17 protein-coding genes are annotated in these 22,199 nt (G+C 60.3%); 13 read left to right on the top strand and 4 right to left on the bottom strand.

The annotated features are described in order from the left end of the window. The first annotated feature begins 163 nt into the window (after positions 1 to 163). From LOY28_RS21190 to LOY28_RS21160, 7 genes are all read left to right on the top strand, one after another. Positions 164 to 2,209, top strand: coding sequence for an iron-containing redox enzyme family protein (locus tag LOY28_RS21190; RefSeq protein ID WP_064619333.1), 2,046 nt, complete (start codon positions 164 to 166; stop codon positions 2,207 to 2,209). After that, entirely contained in the window at positions 2,206 to 4,047 is a 1,842-nt protein-coding gene (locus LOY28_RS21185) for a carbamoyltransferase (RefSeq protein ID WP_258612498.1), read from the top strand. The genes LOY28_RS21190 and LOY28_RS21185 overlap by 4 nt, the downstream gene beginning before the upstream one ends. Positions 4,048 to 4,188: 141 nt before the next feature. Then, positions 4,189 to 5,145 (top strand): TauD/TfdA family dioxygenase, encoded by a 957-nt coding sequence (locus LOY28_RS21180; RefSeq protein WP_064619327.1) that lies wholly within the window; start codon positions 4,189 to 4,191, stop codon positions 5,143 to 5,145. Positions 5,146 to 5,202: 57 nt separating this feature from the next. Then, complete coding sequence (locus LOY28_RS21175; protein WP_111454359.1) at positions 5,203 to 6,459, top strand: ATP-grasp domain-containing protein; 1,257 nt, start codon at positions 5,203 to 5,205, stop codon at positions 6,457 to 6,459. After that, a complete protein-coding gene (locus LOY28_RS21170) occupies positions 6,456 to 7,652 on the top strand; it encodes an acetyl-CoA carboxylase biotin carboxylase subunit family protein (RefSeq protein ID WP_258612497.1) in 1,197 nt (398 codons plus the stop codon). Before LOY28_RS21175 ends, LOY28_RS21170 begins: the two co-directional genes overlap by 4 nt. Next, positions 7,649 to 8,434, top strand: coding sequence for an SDR family oxidoreductase (locus LOY28_RS21165; RefSeq protein ID WP_258612496.1), 786 nt, complete (start codon positions 7,649 to 7,651; stop codon positions 8,432 to 8,434). The genes LOY28_RS21170 and LOY28_RS21165 overlap by 4 nt, the downstream gene beginning before the upstream one ends. Continuing rightward, positions 8,431 to 9,066, top strand: coding sequence for a LysE family translocator (locus LOY28_RS21160; protein WP_258612495.1), 636 nt, complete (start codon positions 8,431 to 8,433; stop codon positions 9,064 to 9,066). The genes LOY28_RS21165 and LOY28_RS21160 overlap by 4 nt, the downstream gene beginning before the upstream one ends. A gap of 405 nt (positions 9,067 to 9,471) precedes the next feature. On the opposite strand, the gene LOY28_RS21155 is transcribed toward LOY28_RS21160, so the two are convergent. Further along, positions 9,472 to 9,696, bottom strand: a complete 225-nt coding sequence (locus LOY28_RS21155; protein WP_007898912.1) for a hypothetical protein — start codon at positions 9,694 to 9,696, stop codon at positions 9,472 to 9,474. Between the two features lie 992 nt (positions 9,697 to 10,688). Here LOY28_RS21155 and LOY28_RS21150 point away from each other — a divergent pair. Continuing rightward, a complete protein-coding gene (locus tag LOY28_RS21150; RefSeq protein ID WP_082920890.1) occupies positions 10,689 to 11,012 on the top strand; it encodes a sel1 repeat family protein in 324 nt (107 codons plus the stop codon). A gap of 175 nt (positions 11,013 to 11,187) precedes the next feature. Continuing rightward, entirely contained in the window at positions 11,188 to 12,552 is a 1,365-nt protein-coding gene (gene rmuC, locus LOY28_RS21145; protein WP_167331171.1) for a DNA recombination protein RmuC, read from the top strand. Between the two features lie 185 nt (positions 12,553 to 12,737). Here the strand turns inward: rmuC and LOY28_RS21140 are convergent, their stop codons facing one another. Together LOY28_RS21140 and LOY28_RS21135 are read right to left on the bottom strand one after the other, a co-directional pair. Continuing rightward, positions 12,738 to 16,208 carry a PAS domain-containing hybrid sensor histidine kinase/response regulator gene (locus LOY28_RS21140; protein WP_258612494.1) on the bottom strand — a complete coding sequence of 1,157 codons (3,471 nt, stop codon included), beginning with the start codon at positions 16,206 to 16,208 and terminating at the stop codon, positions 12,738 to 12,740. Positions 16,209 to 16,380: 172 nt separating this feature from the next. After that, the gene (locus LOY28_RS21135) at positions 16,381 to 16,920 is read right to left on the bottom strand and encodes a TetR/AcrR family transcriptional regulator (protein ID WP_086945823.1); all 540 of its coding nucleotides are present in this window, start codon (positions 16,918 to 16,920) and stop codon (positions 16,381 to 16,383) included. A gap of 91 nt (positions 16,921 to 17,011) precedes the next feature. Here LOY28_RS21135 and LOY28_RS21130 point away from each other — a divergent pair, with 91 nt between their 5' ends. From LOY28_RS21130 to LOY28_RS21115, 4 genes are all read left to right on the top strand, one after another. Then, the gene (locus tag LOY28_RS21130; protein ID WP_018925155.1) at positions 17,012 to 18,205 is read left to right on the top strand and encodes an MFS transporter; all 1,194 of its coding nucleotides are present in this window, start codon (positions 17,012 to 17,014) and stop codon (positions 18,203 to 18,205) included. Between the two features lie 42 nt (positions 18,206 to 18,247). Next, a complete protein-coding gene (locus tag LOY28_RS21125) occupies positions 18,248 to 18,559 on the top strand; it encodes a cupin (RefSeq protein ID WP_258612493.1) in 312 nt (103 codons plus the stop codon). A gap of 106 nt (positions 18,560 to 18,665) precedes the next feature. Beyond that, the gene (locus LOY28_RS21120) at positions 18,666 to 19,817 is read left to right on the top strand and encodes a TDT family transporter (RefSeq protein ID WP_258612492.1); all 1,152 of its coding nucleotides are present in this window, start codon (positions 18,666 to 18,668) and stop codon (positions 19,815 to 19,817) included. Positions 19,818 to 19,919: 102 nt separating this feature from the next. Continuing rightward, positions 19,920 to 21,794 carry an MFS transporter gene (locus LOY28_RS21115; protein ID WP_018925157.1) on the top strand — a complete coding sequence of 625 codons (1,875 nt, stop codon included), beginning with the start codon at positions 19,920 to 19,922 and terminating at the stop codon, positions 21,792 to 21,794. 52 nt (positions 21,795 to 21,846) lie between these two features. On the opposite strand, the gene sugE is transcribed toward LOY28_RS21115, so the two are convergent. After that, the gene (gene sugE / locus LOY28_RS21110; protein WP_018925158.1) at positions 21,847 to 22,161 is read right to left on the bottom strand and encodes a quaternary ammonium compound efflux SMR transporter SugE; all 315 of its coding nucleotides are present in this window, start codon (positions 22,159 to 22,161) and stop codon (positions 21,847 to 21,849) included. Positions 22,162 to 22,199 lie beyond the last annotated feature (38 nt).

Here is a 22,199-nt window from a genome sequence, read left to right as displayed (position 1 = left end):
CTATGTTAAAGCGAATTCGCAAAGCACTTGGTTCTTTGTTCAAGAAAAAGAAAAAAGCCAAGAAGAAAAACAATTCCTCCATATATCCAATGCACTGATGAAGACTAATAGGCAAATCTTTTCCAGCTTCCTCGGGGCAGAGACCGGGGGAGAGGCCAGGCGCATGTTCACGCCGGTCAGCCTGCGCACTTGCCTGGGTGAGGTGCATGGGACGGACTTGGTAGACGTCGACTTCACCAGCCCGGCGGCTTTGGCGGGGCTGGCGAGTGTTGCATGCGAGCGGCTTGGGCCGTTGCGCGACGGATTCCGAAGGTTGGCGCAGACAATCGAGGGGAACGAAGCGGATGCCCAGGCGTTGCGTGCCAAGGCGGCGTTGGAATCGGCTCCCTTTCTGATCGGCAGTCAGCACCTGATTCATGGGGTGTGCGGCAGCTGGAATAATGAAGCGCGCCATGCCATGGCAGCGCTGAGTATCCATGCGGCGGATGTGGGTGCCGGTCAGCCAGGGGCCAGTCGTATCCAGCGCTACCTGGAATTGCTGCGTCAGCACGCGCTGGCAGATGCTGGCGAAGATCTCTTGCGAGCAGTGGCCGACCCAAGGATCTCGGACGGAGCCTTCAACTTTGCCTCGACCCTGCTCGTATTGGGGCATTTTCCGGAGTCGCTGACGGCCCAGATCCTGGGGATCAACCTTTACCTGCGTCATTGCGGGCTGTTGCCCTCGTTTGAGTTCATCGCCCATAACGAGCCGTCCGCCCGCCAGTTTCTCGATCTGCGTCGCGACCCCGCTGGTAGTGCCGACGATCTTGCCGTGCTCGCCGAAACGGCAGTCCGGGAATTTCTCGTGCAAATGGGCGCTGCCGGAAACGATGGGGTACGCCAAGGCTACCTGTGGGCGCGCCGGCAGGCCGAGGAGATGAACGAAGCGCTGCTCGATGTGCTTGAGCGCTGGCTCGATCCGAGAGAGGCGGCGCGCCACCTGATCAGCCGACGTCGGCTGGATGCTTGTCAATACCATGACAAGACTCAGTTGAATAAGGTGCCGATGAAGCCCTTGCTCGCAGTCGACGACTCCTTGAAGTTTCTCGACCATCTTGCCGCCAGCGCTTACGTGCGGGCGGGCAGGCCGGAATCGAGTCCACTGCTCACCAGCCTGATTTCGCCGCGGGGCAAGATGTTCCGAATCTTCAGTCGCGACGATATTGCCATTCTTCACCGCTGGATCTGCGGCTTGCCTTACTCCGATGCGCCCAGGCAGACCCCGGCTTTCCAGGTATGGAAAGACGACGGCAAACTCGCCGGGGCTCTTCGCGAGGTCGCTGAAACCCAAGCGTTGGTCGCCAGATTCAGCCCGCGACAGGCCTACCCGCGCCTGTTGCGAATAGAGCTCACGCCGTCGGAGGAATCCTATGCCGGTCACTACGTGAAGAGCTGGCTGGCCAGGGCCGCCCGTGGCGTCACCAAGGGGTATTGCTCGTTGCCGGAGCGTTGGGCTCCCGGTGTCCTGCAGCAGTGGTTGCAGGGCCAGCATGAAGCTTCCAACCAGGCACTGGAGCAGGACGAAGAGCTGCCGTCTCGCGATGAGGTGGTCGCCGATATCCTGTCCCTGGCGCCGCTGACAATGATCGACGGGGCCTGGCTGGCCGGGTTCGCCCACCCGGCGGTAGCCTCCACGGCGTACGGCAGCAGACTGTTCGAAACGCTTTTCGATGAGTTGGGCAACGGAATCGAGGCGCAGAACCATCCCGTCATCTACCGCCATCTGCTCAAGGCAGTACATGGCGAGTTGCCGGCCACCGCCGACCCTGGATACGCCAACGCCGCTTGTTTCAACGACGAGAACTTCGAGCTGCCCGTGTTCTGGTTGTCTATCGGGCGATATCCCCAAACCTACTGCCCGGAGATTCTCGGGCTGAATCTGGCGATGGAGCTGTCCGGAGTAGGGGGCGGTTATCGGCGTACCCACAAGGCGTTGGTTGCCTATGGCTATCCGACGATGTTCGTCGATCTGCACAACTCCATCGACAACATCTCCACCGGGCATACGGCATGGGCTGCCGCGAGTCTGGATACCTACCTTTGTGCTTTTTCTCGTAGTGACCGTGATGAACTTTGGGCGCGTGTCCGTAATGGATTCGTCGCGCTCAATCCACCCAGGGAGCAAACAATGCTGGATAAGTTTCGCGAAAAAGTGAGGTCGCTGCTATGACGATTACGCTTGGCATCTCTGCCTTTTATCACGACAGCGCGGCCACTCTGGTAGTGGACGGCAAGATCGTTGCCGCGGCCCAGGAAGAGCGTTTCAGCCGGATACGGCATGACCCGGGTTTCCCACGCAAGGCCATCGAGTACGTCCTGAGGAACGCAGGTATAAACCTGGCCGATGTCGACCATGTCGCCTATTACGAAGACCCGGCACTGAAGTTCCGTCGGGTACTCTCGACGGCCGCCGTGGCCGGGCTTTCGGCAGCGCGCACCTACGCACCGGTGCTTGGCGAATGGCTATCAACCAAGCGCCGGATGGACCGTGAGGTCGTGCGTCATCTCAGAGCGATGGGAGACCGGGACGGTCGCCGAATCGAAGTGCATGGTCACCACGAGTCCCACGCCGCATCGGCATTTTTCCCCAGTCCTTTCGAGAGCGCCGCGATCCTGTGTATCGACAGTGTCGGCGAGTGGGCGACGACCACCATCTGGCACGGCAGGCCAGAAGGTATCAAGCTGGTTGCCGAGTTGTCCTTTCCCCATTCGCTGGGCCTGCTTTATTCGGCCTTCACCTATTTCTGCGGCTTCAAGGTGGACTCCGGCGAATACAAACTCATGGGACTTGCGCCATATGGCAAGCCTCATTACGTCGACACGATCCTCTCGCATCTGATCGATGTGAAGCCCGATGGCAGCTTCAGGCTCGACTGGACCAAGTTTGAGTTCATCAAAGGCCAGGTCATGACGGGCGATGCCTTTGAGCAGCTGTTTGGTGGCCCCCGGCGCTTGCCCGAGGCCCCCCTTACCGATCGCGAGTTCGATTTGGCCGCATCGGTGCAGAAAGTCACGGAGATCGTCGTTTCGCGCCTGGCCAAGACCGCCCGTGAGCTCACTGGCGAGACCGCACTGTGCATGGCCGGGGGCGTTGCCCTCAACTGCGTAGCCAACGGCGTGATCTCGCGTGAGCGGATATTCGACCGTCTGTGGGTGCAACCGGCGGCTGGCGATGCGGGTGGCTCGCTGGGCGCCGCGCTGCTGACTGACCGCAAGTATCGCGGCGTAGCAAGCCGCGAACTGCCTGCTGGCGTGCGTGATGGCATGAGCGGAGCATTGCTTGGGCCGGAGTACAGCGAAGAGCAGATCAGGGACGAACTGGAAGCCTGCGGCGCTGTTTTTCACAGGCTTTCGCCGGAAGAGCTCGACCAGCGGGTGAGCACCAGCATCGAGGACGGCGGGGTCATCGGCTGGTTCCAGGGGCGAATGGAGTTCGGTCCGCGATCGCTTGGCAGCCGTTCGATCCTGGGTGATCCGCGCCGCTCGGACACCCAGTCAAACATGAACCTGCGCATCAAGTTCCGCGAGTCCTTCCGCCCCTTCGCTCCCGTGGTGCTTGAGGAAAAAGCGGCAGACTACTTCGACATCGTCGAGGAAAGCCCCTACATGCTGGTGGTCTCGCCCATTGCAACGGGCATTCGCAAGGCGATCCCACAGGAGAGTGCGCGGCTTACCGGGATCGACTTGCTCAAGTTGGTGCGTAGCGAGCTGCCGGCAATCACCCACGTGGACTTCTCGGCAAGGGTGCAGACCGTGGACCGGGAGCGCAACCCGCGGTTCCGGGCGCTGCTTGAACACTTCTATCAGCGTTCAGGGTGTCCTGTATTGGTCAACACCTCGTTCAACGTGCGTGGTGAGCCGATTGTGAACACGCCGTTCGAAGCTTATCGCTGCTTTATGCGTACCAACATGGATGTGCTGGCGATTGGCGACTTCTACCTCGATAAATCGGAGCAGCCTCAGTTCGAGGAGGCGGTCGACTGGCGCGAGACAGTACCGCTGGATTAACTCTTTCATACACTAGGGAAGGTGCACTATGGATTATGTTCTGCTCTACCTGATCCTGCCGTTGGGGATGTTTATCCGACGAACCAAGGCGTTCGCCCATCAGCCGGACCCCAAGGTCACCTCATACCTGAACCGCAAATCATGAGCGTCATGGCCATGGATGTTCAGGAGGCTTCATTGGTACAGGTGGTGGTCGTCAATGATCCCGACCTGACCGGGCTGGAGGGCTGTCGCGTGAGGCTGGCCGAAACGCCGCACTGCGCTGAGAGTGTGGGAGCAGTCGGCGGGGACTGGCTCGGCACAGTGTTGGGCCGGGACATCGTCGAGGCAATTCGCGCATTTCCTGACAGCCCGCACAAAGCGCTGCTCATCAGAGGCATTTCGCTCTCTACGGACGTCGCGACGCCGCGCAATGGTTTCCTGCCCAACGCCGAGTGTGTTCTTGACTTCGATCTGCTGCACTTTGGCATGTTGCGGCTGCTGGGTGTCAGGCCGCATGCAGTCGAGTATGAGAACTTCGGCAAGCTGGTCAGAAACGTCGTTCCGGTTCCGGAGGCCGCGGGCACCACCAGCTCTTGGGGTGCGGATGTGGAGTTTTTCTGGCACACCGACAATCCCAACTGGCCCTTCGCCGATCAAAGCCGAAATGTCGCGACCGCCGTGCCGAACTTCTTGGCCTTTACCGCCGTGCGCAACTTTGAAGGCGCCTCCACCGACATTGTTTGTGTGGATCATGTCCTTTCAAAGCTGCCCGGCTGGGCGATCGCCCAGTTGCAGAAGTCTGCCTACACCTTTGGTGCCCCTGCCTCCAACGAGGGCTTCGATGGCCAGCCGAGGGTGCTGCCGGTGCTGGAGCACGACGAGGGCGGTTATCGCCTGCGCTTTGACGATGGCATCGTGGCCGCCCTCGACCTGGACAGCGAAAAGGCACTTGGGCTCCTGCGCCAGTGCCTGCGCGATGCCCAGGGTATAGAGGTGGTGTTGCAACCAGGCGACTTCTTCATTTTCAAAAATGCCCGCGTGCTGCACCGGCGCAAGGCGTTCCAGCCTCTGCTCAACGGCAAGGCGCGCTGGCTGCGCCGGGTGTACGGCAGTTGAGCCTTTGCTTCAAGAACCATCACACAACAAACATCACAGTAGACAGGGAGTTCATGCATGAATAAGCGTATCGCAGTAGTCGGTGGTCGTCCCTCGCCCATTCACGGTGCCAAGGAGCTGGGCATCGACGTAGTGCTGGTGCATCAGGAGGGTGACTACGAGCAGGAAATCCTCGCCCATTGCGAACAGGTGGTGCATGCCAGGATTGACGACGCCGAGGCCATCATCAAGGTCCTCGAGCCCCTGCACCGCGACCGTCCGTTCGATCGCATCATGACCACTACCGAAGTGGCAGGCGAGTCAACGGGCAAAGTGGTCGATCACTTCGGTCTCACCGGGGTTTCCTATAAGACTGCGCGCCTGCTCAAGGACAAAGTGGCCATGCGCGAGTTGCTGGTCGAGCACAACCTGAGCCCGGTTGCCTATCGCCATGTCACCAGTGCGCAGGATGCCGTCGCGTTCGTCAAAGAGCATGGCAAGTCGGTTCTCAAACCCGCCGAAGGCGTGGCCAGCCTGCATATCCATCCCTGCGATGACGCAGCCTCTGCTTCCAAGGCCTGGCAGGCGCTTCAGGATGCCGACGTCAAGCACATTATCATCGAGGAGTACCTGGAGGGGCCGGTCGTCAGCGTCGACTCCTTCTCGTTCCAGGGGCGCCACCTTCCCATTGGTTACTCCCAGTACCGCATGAACGACAAATACGTTGAGTGGGAAGTCAGCACGCCGAGCACCGAGGCCAGGAAATGGCTGAGCGAGCTGAAGGAAATGACCTGCCGCCTGCTCGACGCGGTAGAACTGGAAGAGGGGCCCTCCCATAGCGAGTTCGTGCTGACCCCCAAGGGGCCTCGTGTACTCGAATCCCATGCTCGCCTGGCGGGCTCGGGTGCCCCTGAACTGGTGCGGCGTGCGTTCGGCCTGGACCTGAACCGCATGTTCCTGACTGTGCCGCTGGGTATCGACACTCTGCCGCAAGTGTCGCCCGAGCCGAAAGCGGGTGCCGCGATCCAGTTCTTCGTACCGACACCTGGCAAGGTCAGAAAAGTCGAGCTCGATCTCAAGCCTGACGTCGATGTGCGCCATACCAAGTCAGGCGAGACTCCACGGGTGTTCTTGCCGTTCCTGTTCGAACTGGGCGCAGCCGAGCGTGCCGTAGTCATCCAGAAGCATGAGGGCGATACGATTCCACCGCTCGACACCGTTGCCGACTGCGTTTCAGGGTATGTCCTGGCAACAGGCACCTCGCGCGAGGATGCCGTGCGTATCGGTGATGAACTGGTAGCGGCGGTCAACTTCATCGTGGATCCCACGGCATGAAATATGTCCTCTGCTTGCACCGTTGGGTCGGTAGCCAAGCGCTATACGACCGATACGAACTGCCGGCAGGAATGCAGATTCGGGCGATCTGTACGCCCGAATCCTGCGCGTCCCTGCCGAGCGAGCGCCTGGCGTCAAGCTCGGTGCTCGTCTCACTGGACGATGCTGAGGCGGTCATGGCTGAGGCCGAGCGTCTGGTCGAGCAACATGGGGTTCCAGCGCTGGTGGTTGCCCTCAATGAGGGCGACCTGCTCAATGCGGCTTCTATCCGTGAGCGATGGCAGGTACCGGGAGATCTTGTCGCGTGGACCGAGCGGTTCCGCGACAAGCTCACCATGCTGGAGGTCGCAGGCCGGCAATCGTCGATCGGCGTGTTGCCTGCTTCGCCTGCCGATTCCCGCGAAGCGGTAGAGCGACTGGCCGCTGAACACGGCTATCCGCTGGTGCTCAAGCCGCGCTACGGCACGGCGAGTCGCGGCGTAAAGTTTCTTCGCGGCCCAAGTGATCTTGATCAGATCGGGCAGGCCACGGAGCCGATGATGGTCCAGGCTTGCTGCGCGGCCCCCATCCTGCACGTTGACGGCTGGTGGGATGGGCAACGGATTGTGGTAGTCACGGCGTCGCGTTATGTGAACAGCTGTGCCGATTTCGGTCCGGATAGCCCGCTGGGCAGTATCGAACTCGAGGAGGGCGATGACGAACGGCGGATTGCGGGGCGCGTCGAACAACTGCTGGCAGTCTTCGCGCCTGAGCGAGAAATCGTCTTCCACCTCGAACTGTTCGACCTGGATGACAAATTGCTGTTCCTGGAAATCGGTGCCCGGGTCGGTGGCGCCGAAATCCCGTTCCTCTGGCGAGAGGTGAGGGATATCGACCTGCTGGGGATCGCTTGGGAAATCCAGACCGGGGCGTCTACCCGCTACCGGGACCTTGCGCGCAGCCTTAGCAAGGAGGGCAGGCCATTGCACCGCGAGCGGGGGGGGTGGGTGATCGCCCGCCGCAACAGCTCGCCGCGTGAAGGCTTGGGTACCCTGTACTGGGCTCAACCGCAGAACCTGGATCGCTTCGCCAGTGGTGTTTATGAGGGCGCTGGCACGCGCCTTCGGCTGCGCAGCTTCGATCGTCCCGCGCTGGTACGTGACGTGGGGAAGATCTTCGAACAGTTATCCGAAGCATGGGGAGCTCAATCTTGAAAACAGCAGTTGTTACCGGTGCAAGCAGTGGCATTGGCGAGGCATGCGCTCGTACCTTGGCCAGTCGTGGTTGGCGGGTATTCCTTGTGGCGCGCAGGGGGGATCGGCTCGAGCAGATTGCCGGCGAAACCGGCGGACGCGCCATTGTGCTGGATGTGACACAGGCGCGAGAGGAGGATTTGGTGCAGATTTCCGAGTGCGATCTTCTGGTGAACTGTGCGGGCGGGGCGATTGGCCTGGATGGGGTAGACGCGGCCAGTGCCGAGGACTGGACGAACATGTTCAACAGTAACGTCCTTGGGACTTTGCGGATGACCCAACTGCTATTGCCTCGGCTCATCGCGTCCCAAGGGTGCATCATCAATATCACCTCAACGGCTGCGCTAGCCGGATATGAAGGGGGAGGCGGCTATTGCGCGGCCAAGAGTGCCCAGCGCGCACTGACCCATTCCTTGCGACTGGAGATGAAGGGTATACCGGTGCGCATCACCGAAGTGCTCCCCGGCATGGTGCATACGCCAGAGTTTTCCTTGAATCGTTTTCGCGGCGACGCCGAACGGGTCAGTGCCCTCTACAAGGATGTCGACCGGCCTTTGAGCGCGGACGATGTCGCCCAGGTTGTGGCTTGGGTTGCCGATCAGCCTGCACATGTTAATGTCGATGAAATCGTGGTTCGGCCAGTGGCACAGCGTGCTCAGCATGCGCTGTTCCGCGGCAGCCTCGGCTGGTTCGAGCCGCAGCGGGCCGATACATCCCCTTTGAACGATGGAGCACGCCAATGATGGCGCTGGAAAGCCTGGCCGGTGTGGCCATCATCTCCTTGGGCATGGTGCTGACACCGGGTCCCAACATGGTCTACCTGACCTCGCGGGCGATTTCCCAGGGGCGGCTGGCCGGGATGATTTCGCTGGCGGGTGTGGCGCTAGGCTTCGTGTGCTACTTGTTGGCGGCGGGACTGGGACTGGCCGCTTTGTTCAAGGCAGTGCCAGTCGCCTACGATGTCGTCAGGATCGCAGGCGCATTTTATCTGGGCTATCTGGCTTGGAACATGCTGAAGCCCAGGGGGAGTTCCCCCTTCGAGGCGCGGGAGCTGCCACCTCACTCGCGGAGACGGCTGTTCACCATGGGGCTTGTGACGAACCTGCTGAATCCGAAGATTGCGCTGATGTATTCCGCGCTGATCCCGCAGTTCATCGACCCTTCCGCAGGATCTACCTTCCAGCAATTCATCCAGATGGGGCTGGTACAGATCACCATTGCCGTCACCGTGAACGGCATGATCGTTCTCGCCGCCTCCCGGGTCAGTGGATTCCTGGTCAAGCGACCTTCTGCCATGCGCACCCAACGCTGGGTGTCCGGGACTGTCCTGGGCGTCTTCGCGGTCGATATCCTGCTGCGCAAACCGCTCACCTGATAGGGAGCGAGTGTTTCGCCTGACCGTAATGCTGTTCACTTGAGTATTTGAGCCTCAGCCGGACTTCCTCGAAAATCCGATGCCAGACCTCTGGCATCGGATTTTTATGGTGCGCCCAGCATGGGCGTAATCTTGTGCGTAGATCCGGCGGTTGTGCGGGGACATTGCCGTGCAACTGATCGTGATGGCCGCGGACAACCCGATTTCAGGTACAGACGGATGATTGGCAGGGTTAAGAACCGGTATCGGAGGGGTGTTTCTGAATCACCGTCCAAGGCCTTCAAGGCCAGGGACGGTGAAAATATCAAAGCCCCGGTTTCCAGTGGACCGTAAGGCTGCTCCGCTTAAGTGAGCAGCATTACGCTTTTCAGCAGGGCTTTTGAGGTTTTCAGCCTTTCTGGCGTCTCAGGCAACCAGTGCCTGGCGAGTACGCTCGATCACAGCCTGCAGCGGTTCGGCGCTGGAGTATTGATCGGGGTACAGGCGTTCGCTGTGACGAGCGATGCCGTGTTCGTTGACCAGAGTGAAGCTGAAGCAGCCTTTGCGAGCGGCCATGATCAGGCAGTTCATTGGAGCAAAAGCGTTGGTTAGGGTGCGAATGGCATCCTGAGTGTGGATTTGAGTAGACATAATCGGGTGTTCCTACAAGCGACACGGATAAGAACCGTGCAAAATTAAAACGTTCCAGTGACGACGACCACCATTGGTCGAACGAAGAACCCGACTGGAACAAAGCAGCCAGTTTGAAGCGCTGATAAGTTGGCGCGCTTGGGCTGGCAGGTAGGTACTTAGGAGGGCAGGCAACACATCAGGGGCAAAGGTTCTGGGCCCGGGGTGAAGATCCTGATCAATTTGCAGGTTGGTTCGGTCAGAGTAAGTGAACTTCGCAACACCCTTTGCTTTCGATTCAAAGGCTGTGTTGACGCAAGATTTACCTGGAAACCATCGAGGTGGTCGATCCCGCTTTGTCGGTGAAGGCTTCTCTCAGGGAAGGCTGACCGGGGGGATTTGTTCGACCAGAATTGACTTTCAGCTTGGTACTAACGCCGCGGATACTAACGGATTGAATGGCCGAAGGGAAGCCTGCTCGCAAAAAAACACTGAAGTGCCGGCCGACCACATCCGCAAGTGCTGTCGGAAAATGTCATCGGCCGACACGTGCCCCGCAATTGCCCAAAAAACGGCCGTTGATCCGAGAGGGCGATCGAGCCAGGATCAATCTGCGGCGCGGGTTGCCGGGTTTATCCCCAGGCGTCACCGTAAAAACGCGCCGAAAAAGCGCACCGATATAACCGCCTCGCAGGTACTTGTGCACATTAGTTGCACGCACTGTCATCCCACTGTAATCCTCGCTTCACCGAGGGTGGGTGCCTGTAACGAAAATTTAAGTCAATGAAAAACATCGCTTTTTTTTACTGGTGAAAAAATCGTCAGTTTGACTGCGAGCCCCATTCCACACGGCTTTGCGCGACTTCAAGGGCGGTTGTCCACTGAGTTATCCACAGCTTCTGTGGATTGTCCCGAGCGCTTGCTCTAGGACGGGCGTGCAGGCTTTTCTCGACTTTACCTGTGCGAAAAAAAGAGTAGAGTGGCGCGCCTTCCGATCTGCCCCACAGTGCTTTATGAAGTTTCGCTCAGTACCAGTCTCTCCTGCCTCAGCACCCTCCAGCATTAACCCACCCAAGCGCTTTTCGATGCGTGTGGCCGAGTGGCTACTGGACAGCCCGCGCCTGGGCGAAAACCCCAACGTCAAACACTTCGCCGGACGTTTACTCAAGCAACCTGCCCGTGAAGGCGTAGTGGCCGCGCAAAGCCGCCTCGGCCAATTGATGTGCCGCGAATGCGGGAATGCCCGGGATCGCCGTATTGGCCAGGACCTGTTGCGCCAGGCTGCGCGCGCAGGGGACCGACGTGCCCAGCAGGAACTCGGCCTGATCGAAGACTGAGCTGTCCAAGACCTGACGCCTTGGTTAACCTTCACGCTTTATCTAATCGGCAGGAGTGGCTATGGCGATGGACTTGACCAGCGCATTGCTGGGGCTGGCGGGCGCTGCACTGCCGTTGCTGGTACTGGCCTGGCAACTTCAGCGTCGGGCGAGTACGGGGCAGGCCGAACTGGCATTGCTGGAAGAGCGCCTGGCCATGGCCCAGCTGACGCAGGATGGCTTGAACGCCCAGCTCGACACCTGCCGTGATGAAGTCGCTGACCTGAGCCAGGCCAACGCCGCCAAACAAGCCGATCTGGCCGCCCTGCGCCGTGAAGTCGAATTGCTGCAGATCGAACGCGACGATGCCCGCGACGCAGCCCACGCCTGGAACATCGAACGTGCCGGCAAAGAAGCTGAGTTGCGTCGCCTGGACGCTCATGCTGCTTCCCTCAACGCCGAGTTGCGTGAGCAGCAGGAAAGCCATCAGCAGCGCCTCAACGACCTGCAAGGCTCGCGAGACGAGCTGCGAGCGCAATTCGCCGAGCTGGCGGGCAAGATCTTCGACGAGCGCGAACAGCGTTTTGCCGAAACCAGTCAGCAGCGTCTGGGGCAATTGCTCGATCCATTGAAGGAGCGCATCCAGTCGTTCGAAAAGCGCGTCGAGGAAAGTTATCAGGCCGAAGCCCGCGAGCGCTTTTCCCTGGCCAAGGAACTGGAGCGTCTGCAACAACTGAACCTGCGCCTGAGCGACGAAGCCACCAACCTCACCCGCGCCTTGAAAGGGCAGAAAACCCAAGGCAATTGGGGTGAACTGATTCTTGAACGGGTGCTTGAACACGCGGGGCTGGAGAAGGGGCGCGAGTACCAGACCCAGGTCAATCTGAAGGGGCCGGACGGTGAGCGATTCCAGCCGGACGTGATTATTTACCTGCCTGGCGACAAGCAGGTCGTGGTCGATTCCAAGGTCAGCCTCACGGCTTATCAGCAATATGTGGCCGCCGAAGACGACGGCATCGGCCAGATCGCCATCAAGCAGCACGTGCTGTCCCTGCGCAATCATGTCAAAGGCCTGGCCGGCAAGGACTACAAGCGGCTCGACGGGTTGCACAGCCTGGATTTCGTCCTGCTTTTCGTCCCGATCGAAGCGGCGTTTTCCGCGGCGTTACAGGCAGAGCCGACGTTGTTTCAGGAGGCCTTCGACCGCAACATCGTGATCGTCAGCCCGACCACGTTGCTGGCCACTTTGCGGGTCATCGACAGTCTGTGGAAGCAGGAACGCCAGAGCCAGAACGCTCGGGAAATCGCCGAGCGCGCCGGGTGGCTGTACGACAAGTTCGTGTTGTTCATTCAGGATCTGGATGAGGTCGGCAATCGCTTGCAGCAGCTGGACAAGGCCTACAGCTCTGCCCGCAATAAGCTGACAGAAGGCCGTGGCAACCTGGTCAGTCGCAGCGAACAGCTCAAATTGCTTGGCGCGCGGGCCAGCAAGAGCTTGCCGGCGGACCTGCTGGAGCGGGCCATGACGGATGTCGATGGCTTGGCCGAGTTGCCCGAATAAGCCATCTTTTACGATGGCATCTGTGGCGAGGGGGCTTGCTGTGGCGAGGGAGCTTGCTCCCGTTGGGCTGCGCAGCAGCCCCCGTTTCCCGTAAAGCAATCCGCGTTGCGTGTTTTGCGACTGCTGCGCAGTCTAGCGGGAGCAAGCTCCCTCGCCACAGGTTCTGGGCTAGCCAGACGCATTTATTACAACGGCAAATGCCGACTCAACAATGCCCGCAACGCCGCCGGCTTCACCGGTTTGGCCAGGTAATCCAGGCCCGCTGCATGCACCTGGGCCACGGTCTCCGGCCGTCCATCGGCGCTGATCACCACCCCCGGCACCGGCTCGCCCAATTGCGTGCGCAACCACGCCATCAAGTCGGTTCCGGTCTCGCCATCGTCCAGGTGGTAATCCACCAGCGCCAACTGCGGGCGCATCCCGTCGTTGAGCAGCGTCGCGCATTCATCACGGTTGCGCGCGGTCCAGACTTGGCAACCCCAGCGCGTGAGCAGGCTGTTCATGCCGATCAGGATGCTGTCCTCGTTATCAATGCACAGCACCTGTGCGCCGCCGAGCAAATGGCCATTGAGTTCGGCAACCTTGGCCGGCACCGCGGCTTGTGCCCGAGCCAACGGCACGCTGACACTGAATACACTGCCGCGCCCCGGCCAGGAGCGTACGCGCAAAGTGTGACCGAGCACGCGGCACAGTCCATCGGCAATCGCCAGCCCCAGGCCCAGGCCTTTCTCGGCCCGGGTCTGGTGGCTGTCGAGGCGTTTGAACTCTTCGAAAATCACCTGTTGTTTGTCTTTCGGAATACCCGGTCCACGGTCCCAGACCTCCAGGCACAGCTCGCCGTTGCGCCGCCGAACGCCGAGCAGCACGGGGCCTCTGGCGTAGCGGAAGGCATTGGTCAGGAAGTTCTGCAAGATCCGTCGCAGCAGTTTTATGTCGCTGTCGACCCGTAGCGTGCTGCCCCGGACGCGGAATTTCAGCCCCTGTTCCTGAGCAAGTGCCTTGAACTCGGCTCCCAGCGTGTCAAACAACTCATTGAGCACGAAGGGCCTGCGATCAGGGTTGATCTTGCCGCTTTCCAGACGGGAAATATCCAGCAGATCACTGATCAGGTCTTCAGCCGAACGCAGTGAGCTGTCCAGGTGATGAACCAGCTTCTGCGCTTCGCTGGACAAACCCTCTTCCTGATGGGAGAGGGCGGCGGAGAACAGCCGCGCGGCGTTCAGCGGTTGCATCAAGTCATGGCTGACGGCGGCCAGGAAACGCGTTTTCGACTGGTTGGCCGATTCGGCGGTGCCCTTGGCTTCGGTCAGGGCAAGGTTGAGTTGCGACAGTTCGTGGGTCCGTTCGGCGACCCGCCGCTCAAGGCCTTCATTGGCTTCGGTCAGCGCCTGCTCGGCTTCGCGGAACGCGGTAATGTCGGTGAAACTCATGACGAAACCGCCGCCGGGCATCGGGTTGCCGATCAGTTCGATCACTCGACCGTTGGGGAACAGTCGCTCGGAGGTATGGGCGCGGCCCTGACGCATCCAGTGCAAGCGACGGGCGACATGCACTTCCGCTTCGCCGGGGCCACACAGGCCGCGTTCGGCGTTGTAGCGAATGATGTCGGCAATCGGTCGGCCGACGCTGATCAAACCGTCGGGGTAGTTGAACAGCTCCAGGTAGCGCCGGTTCCAGGCCACCAGTTTCAGCGACTGGTCGATCACGCTGATGCCCTGGGTGATGTTCTCGATGGCGCCTTGCAGCAGGGCGCGGTTGAATTGCAGCACTTCCGAGGTTTCGTCGGCGATCCGTACGACGTCCTCCAGTTGCATTTCCCGACCTTCGATGGCGGCTTTTACCACCGCCCGAGTCGAAGAGGCGCCGAGTACACCCGCCAGCAAGCGTTCGGTATGGGCGATCCATTCACCGTCGGCGTTCTGGTTCGGGTTGAAGCCTTTGCCCTGGCGGTAGGCGAAACGGATGAAGCTCTGACGGGCCCGTTCTTCGCCGACAAACCGGGCAGCCAGTTGCAGCAAATCGTCGATCTGTACCGCCAGCATCGAGCGGGCGCTGGGGCGGGGGCTGATTTCCTGGCCGATGAAACGACCGGCCTGCCAGTGCTCCGAAACCCGTGTGCGTGACAGCACCGAGACCCAGGCGAACAAGGTGAAGTTACCCGCCAGGGACAACACCACGCCCTGAGTCAGCGGCGTGATCGGCAGGTTCAGCGGATTGCTTTGCAGCCAGGCCAGGCCCGGAAAACTGCTCAAGGGCAAGCCGAGGCTGTTGGCGGCAACCGGCAACACCAGGGTGTAGAACCAGAGGAATGTCCCGGTGGCCAGACCGGCGAACACGCCACGGCGGTTAGCCTGTTTCCAGTACAGCGCGCCGAGCATGGCCGGGGCCAGTTGGGTCACGGCGGCGAAGGCAATCTGGCCGATGGTCGCCAGGCTCGCGGTCGAGCCCAGCAGGCGATAGCTGACGTAGGCCAGCAGCAGAATGACCACAATGCTCACCCGGCGCACCGAAAGCATCCACTGGCGGAACACTTCGAATGGCCGTTCGGCGTTGTTGCGCCGCAGCAACCATGGCAGCAGCATGTCGTTGGAGAGCATGGTCGACAGCGCCACGCTGGCGACAATCACCATGCCGGTCGCCGCCGAAGCGCCGCCGATAAACGCCAGCATTGCCAGGGCAGGGTGAGATTGGGCCAGAGGCAGGCTGATAACGAATGAGTCCGGCAGCACCGAACTGGGTAGCAACATCTGACCGGCCAGTGCAATCGGCACCACAAAAAGCGCGGCCAGCGCCAGATACGTCGGGAACACCCACTTGGCCAGGCGTAAATCCTGGGGGTCGATGTTTTCCACCACGGTCACGTGGAACTGCCGGGGCAGGCAGATGATCGCCATCATCGCCACACCGGTCTGCACCACCATGGACGGCCAGTTGATGGTTTCCTTCCAGTACTCTTCCAGGCGCGGGGCGAGCATGGCCTGGTCGAACAGGTCGTCGAAACCGTCGTACAGGCCGTAGGTCACGAACGCGCCGACCGCGAGAAAAGCGAACAGCTTGACCAGCGATTCAAAGGCAATCGCCAGCACCATGCCGCGGTGGTGTTCCGTGGCGTCGAGGTTGCGGGTACCGAAAACGATGGTGAACAGCGCCAGTACCAGGGAGACGATCAGCGCCGTGTCCTGCGCGCGCGTGCCCATGGCGTCGGCGCCGGCGCCGATCAACAGGTTTACACCCAGCACGATGCCCTTGAGTTGCAGGGCAATGTAGGGCAGCACGCCGACCAGGCAGATCAGCGCGACGACTACCGCCAGGGACTGGGATTTACCGTAACGGGCGGCGATGAAGTCGGCGATGGAGGTGATGTTCTCCTGCTTGCTGATCATCACCATTTTTTGCAGGACCCACGGCGCGCACACCAGCAGCAGGATCGGCCCGAGGTAGATCGGCAGGAAGGACCAGAGTTGTTCGGCTGCCTGGCCCACGGCGCCAAAGAACGTCCAGCTGGTGCAATAAACTGCCAGCGACAGGCTGTACACCCAGGCACGCACCCGTGGCGGCAGCGGCGTGCTGCGACGGTCGCCGTAAAAGGCGATGGCGAACAGGATGGCCATATAGGCTAGGGCGACAGTGGCGATCAGCCCGGTGGACAGCGACATGGGAACTCCAGACAAAAGACATCCGGGACTGCGCCCGATCCAGACAGTCTCGCATGACCGCCTGAGTTAGTCAGTGTCGACCAAGGTCGTGGCGTGGCGGGGTGTCGCAGGTTGTGTATCCGTCAGATCCTGGTCGTCATTGCGGGAGCGAGGCTTGCCTGCGAAGGCGGCGTTACTGACTCAACGCAATATCGATCAGCCGATGCAACTCTTCAACCTCCAGCGCCTGCGCCGCAAACAGGATGCGAAACACCGTCGGTGCCACCACCATATTGATCAACCGGTCGACACTTGGCCGTGATTGATCGGGATAGCGATCCAGAATCGTCTGCAACTGCCCGCCAATGATCGTCACGCAATAGCCCGGCGTGGCGCTGGATTGCACGTCGCGCATCATGTTGCGCCCGGGTTCGGAACTCATTTCGTCCAGATATTGCTCCGCCCAGGCCCGCACGTCCCCGCGCAAGCTGCCGGTATTGGCCGGCTCACTGTCGGGGCGCATGCGGGCGAGGGCGACATCAGCCAGCAGTGCTGACAAATCACCCCAGCGCCGGTAAATAGTCGACGGCGTCACCCCGGCCCGGGCAGCAATCTGCGGCACAGTCACGCAGGCGCGGTCCTGCTCTTCGAGGAGCGCGCGGACAGCCGAATGAATCGACTCTTGAACCCTGGCACTTCTGCCACCAGGGCGTAAACCTTCTTTAATAGCCATGCGGCGGACCTTAACACAAAGAATTTGCTTTAAGCGCTGACCAGTAGCAGACTCCGCAAAAGCAAAAAATTAGCTTTTGCGGAGTGTGCTCATGTCTCTTCCAGCGACAAATCGTTCCAGCCTGTGGTTTCTGGCGATCACCTTACTCAGTTTTCTCGCCGCTTCCACCGCGCCGACCCCGTTGTATCACCTCTATCAGGAGCACCTGCAGTTCTCAGCCGCGACCCTGACCCTGATTTTCGGTGTCTACGCCCTCAGCTTGCTGGCGGCGCTGCTCACGGTCGGTTCGCTGTCGGATTATCTGGGGCGCAAACCGGTGATTTTTACCGCCGTGTTGCTGAATATGCTGGCGATGTTGCTGTTCATCAACGCCGACAGCGTCGCCTGGTTGATCGGTGCGCGAGTACTTCAGGGTTTTGCGACGGGAATGGCCACCGCCGTCTTGAGTGCGGCGTTGCTGGACACCGATCGCCAGCAAGGGCCGATGGTCAACAGTGTCGCGCCGTTGCTGGGCATGGCGCTGGGGGCCATGGGCTGCGGATTATTGGCCGAGTTTGCGCCCCTGCCGCTGCAATTGACCTATTGGGTGTTGTTCGCGCTGTTTTTGATGCAAGCGCTGTACGTCTGGCGCCTGCCGGAAAGCGTCAGTCGACAACCGGGTGCCTGGGCCTCGCTGCGCCCGACCCTGCATGTGCCGATTCAGGCGCGGCGAATGTTGTGGCGGGTGCTGCCGATAGACCTCGCGGTGTGGGCGCTCGGCGGCTTTTTCGCCTCCCTGGCGCCGTCTCTGGTGCGGACAGCCACCGGGTCGACGTCGAATCTGATTGGCGGTGCGACGGTGGCCGTGTTGACGGTGACCGGTGCCTCGATGATCTACACCTTGCGCAATCGGCCGGCCGACAAGGTCTTGTTGCTGGGCGCGAGCTTGCTGCCCGCAGGCGTTGCGCTGATTCTGCTGGCGGTCCACAGCGCCAGCCTGCCATTGTTTTTCTTCGGCACGCTGGTGGCGGGCAGCGGATTCGGTACGGGTTTCCTTGGCGCCTTGCGCAGCATCGTGCCGCTGGCCTTGCCTCATGAGCGGGCCGGGTTGATGTCGGCGTTTTATGTGCTCAGTTATCTGGCGTTCTGCTTGCCGTCGTTGCTGGCCGGTAATCTGACCCGCAGCTTTGGGCTGGTGGCGACCACCGACGGTTACGGCGCGGTACTGATCATCCTGTCGCTCGGTGCGCTGATCGGGTTGCTTCGTGAGCGGTCTGTCAAAGTCTGTGGCGTCGATGTCAGATGACCGTTAGCCTTGGCACCGCCATTCATTTCGACGGACCGACCCATGAAGATCATCCGCAGCAAATCCTTCACCGGTGACCGCGCCTGGGCGGCGCTGGACATCGCCAACATGAACGGTATCACCACCCGTTTGCACTGGACCGATCAGCCGTATAAATGGCACGTCAACGATGGCCAGGAAGTGTTCGTGGTGCTCGACGGTCAGGTGCAGATGCGTTATCGCGAAGCAGGCCTCGAAAAGGAATCCCTGCTGGAGGTCGGCGATATTTTTTATGCCTCGGTGGGCACCGAACATGTGGCTCATCCGCAGGGCGTGGCGAGGATATTGGTGATCGAGACTGAAGGCAGCGTCTGATGCTATATCTGTAAAACAGATAACAGTTAGAGATATTACCCGTTATATCGATATTCTATTCGGATCTATCATGAGCGCCTCCCTCATTAGAGGACAGGAGTTCGCCATGACCTGCACCCGTAGCGTTAAACCCGGTATCAAGCCGCTCAGTCATCTGCAGCACCCAAGAGAAGCCATCCGCCAATTCACCCCGAACTGGTTCGCGGCGACCATGGGCACTGGTGTATTGGCGCTTGCGCTTGCGCAACTGCCGGTGTCGACTCCCGGTCTACATGCGTTGGCCGAAGGCTTGTGGCTATTAAATATTGGCCTGTTTGTGTTGTTCACGGCCATGTATACCGCGCGTTGGGTCATGTTCTTCGACGAAGCGCGGCGGATTTTCGGCCACTCCACGGTTTCGATGTTTTTCGGCACCATTCCCATGGGCCTGGCGACCATCATCAATGGCTTTCTGCTGTTCGGCCTGCCGCGTTGGGGCGACGGTGTGATTCATGTCGCCGAAGTGCTGTGGTGGCTGGACGTGGCGATGTCGCTGGCCTGCGGCGTACTGATTCCCTACATGATGTTCACCCGTCAGGAGCACAGCATCGACCAGATGACCGCTGTCTGGCTGTTGCCGGTGGTGGCGGCGGAAGTGGCGGCTGCCAGTGGTGGCTTGCTGGCGCCGCACCTCGCCGATGCTCATTCGCAGTTAGTGGTGCTGGTGACCAGCTACGTGCTTTGGGCTTTTTCCCTGCCAGTGGCGTTCAGCATTCTGACTATCCTGTTGCTGCGCATGGCGTTGCATAAATTACCCCACGAAAACATGGCCGCTTCGAGCTGGCTAGCGCTTGGGCCGATTGGCACGGGTGCGCTGGGCATGTTGCTGCTGGGCGCCGACGCGCCGGCGATCTTTGCCGCCAACGGTCTGCCGGGGATCGGTGAAATAGCTGAGGGGCTTGGGCTGGTGGCCGGGATCACGCTGTGGGGCTTCGGGCTTTGGTGGATGCTGATAGCGCTGCTGATCACCGTGCGTTACTTGCGCGCCGGTATCCCGTTCAATCTCGGCTGGTGGGGTTTCACGTTCCCGCTGGGTGTCTATTCCCTGACTACGCTGAAACTGGCCAGCACCTTGAACCTGACGTTTTTCAGTGTCTTTGGTTGCGTGTTGGTGGCCATGCTGGCGGTGATGTGGCTGATTGTCGCCAAACGCACGGTGCAGGGCGCGTGGAAGGGCGAACTGTTTGTCTCACCGTGCATCGCAGGATTAAAGAAATAACCGGCAAAGATTAGGTAATGTGTGTGGCCTGGATCGACGTTCGACATTCCAATAACAGTATCCACGCCACCCTCTACCAAAAAAATCAGGGACACATGGAAGATGAGTCACCCCTCGCAGTTCACCTTGCTTCGCACTCGGCGCTTCCTGCCTTTTTTTGTCACGCAGTCCCTTGGGGCCTTTAACGACAACATCTTCAAGCAGTCGCTGATCCTCGCCATTCTTTACAAGCTGACCATCGAGGGTGACCGTTCGATCTGGGTCAACCTGTGTGCGCTGCTGTTTATCCTGCCGTTCTTCCTGTTCTCGGCCCTGGCCGGGCAGTTCGGGGAGAAGTTCGCCAAGGACGCGCTGATCCGTCTGATCAAGCTCGGGGAAATCGTCATCATGACGGTGGGCGCGGTCGGTTTCATGTTCGATCACCTGTCGCTGATGCTGTTGGCGCTGTTTGCCATGGGCACCCACTCGGCGCTGTTCGGGCCGGTGAAGTACTCGATCCTGCCGCAGGCCTTGCGCGAAGAAGAGCTGGTGGGTGGCAACGGGTTGGTGGAAATGGGCACCTTCCTGGCAATTCTCGCCGGGACGATTGGCGCCGGCATCATGATGTCCGCCAGCAACTACGCGCCGGTGGTGTCCACGGCAATCATCGGCATTGCGGTGCTCGGTTATCTGGCCAGCCGCAACATTCCCCGAGCTGCGGCGGCATCGCCGCAAATGCGCCTGAACTGGAATATCTTCAGCCAGTCCTGGGCCACGTTGAAGCTGGGCCTGGGGCAAACCCCTGCGGTCTCGCGTTCGATCGTCGGCAACTCATGGTTCTGGTTTGTCGGGGCGATTTATCTGACGCAAATCCCGGCGTATGCCAAGGAATGGATGCACGGCGACGAGACCGTGGTGACGCTGATTCTTACCGTGTTCTCGGTCGGTATTGCACTGGGTTCGATGCTTTGCGAGAAACTCTCCGGGCGCAAAGTCGAGATCGGTCTGGTGCCGTTCGGCTCATTCGGCCTGACCGTATTTGGCCTGTTGCTGTGGTGGCATTCCGGTGGAATTCCGGACAGCGTTACCGGCCATGGCTGGATCGAAATCCTTGGCTTCGGTCACACCTGGCTGGTGTTGATCGACATCCTCGGGCTGGGAGTCTTCGGCGGTTTCTACATCGTGCCGCTGTATGCGCTGATCCAGTCCCGCACCGTCGAGAACGAACGGGCCCGAGTGATTGCCGCCAACAACATTCTCAACGCCCTGTTCATGGTGGTGTCGGCGATTGTGTCGATCGTCTTGCTGAGCATCGCCAAGCTGTCGATCCCGCAGCTGTTCCTGGTGGTGTCGCTGCTGAACATCGGCGTCAACGCCTACATCTTCAAAATCGTCCCGGAATTCAGCATGCGTTTCATGATCTGGCTGCTCGGCCATTCCATGTACCGCGTCGAGCATCGCAACCTCGAGCTGATTCCCGATGAGGGCCCTGCGCTGCTGGTTTGCAACCATGTGTCGTTCGTCGATGCGTTGCTGATTGGTGGCGCCGTGCGTCGGCCGATTCGCTTTGTGATGTATTACAAAATCTACAACCTGCCGGTGCTGAACTTCATCTTCCGCACGGCCGGGGCAATTCCGATTGCCGGGCGCCAGGAAGACATTCAAATCTACGAAAAAGCCTTCACCCGCATTGCCCAGTATCTGAAGGATGGCGAGCTGGTGTGTATTTTCCCTGAAGGCAAGTTGACCGCTGATGGCGAGATCAACGAGTTCAAGGGCGGGCTGACGCGGATTCTCGAAGAAACGCCGGTGCCGGTGATTCCGCTGGCGTTGCAAGGGTTGTGGGGGAGTTTCTTCAGCCGCGATCCGAACAAGGGCTTGTTCCGTCGGTTGTGGTCGCGGGTGACGTTGGTGGCGGGGCCGGCGGTGGCCGTTGAAGTGGCTGAGCCAGCGAAGTTGCAGGCGATGGTGGGGGATTTACGTGGGGCCGTCAGATAGTTGGTGACTTTGCGGGCCTCATCGCGGGCTTGCCCGCGATGACGTCAGTGGCCTAAGCGCTGACCTTGAGCCCAACCAACCCGGTAATGATCAGTGCCACACTGGCCAACCGAAACAGTGCCATGGATTCACCAAACAGAATGATCCCGGCGATCACCGTGCCCACCGCACCCACGCCGGTCCAGATCGCATAGGCCGTGCCCAGAGGCAATTCCTTCATGGCAAGGCCCAGCAGGCCAAGGCTGATGGCCATGGCGGCAACGGTCAATGCGGTGGGAAGAGGGCGGCTGAAGCCGTCGGTGTATTTCAGGCCAACGGCCCAGCCGACTTCGAACAGACCGGCAAAAAACAGAATGATCCAGGACATGGAAGACCTCCATCGATGGATGGGGTCGTCCCCGGATT

Origin of the sequence: Pseudomonas sp. B21-017, assembly GCF_024749245.1 — a bacterium.
Taxonomy (GTDB): Bacteria; Pseudomonadota; Gammaproteobacteria; order Pseudomonadales; family Pseudomonadaceae; genus Aquipseudomonas.
This window is presented reverse-complemented; position numbering and strand designations above follow the sequence as displayed.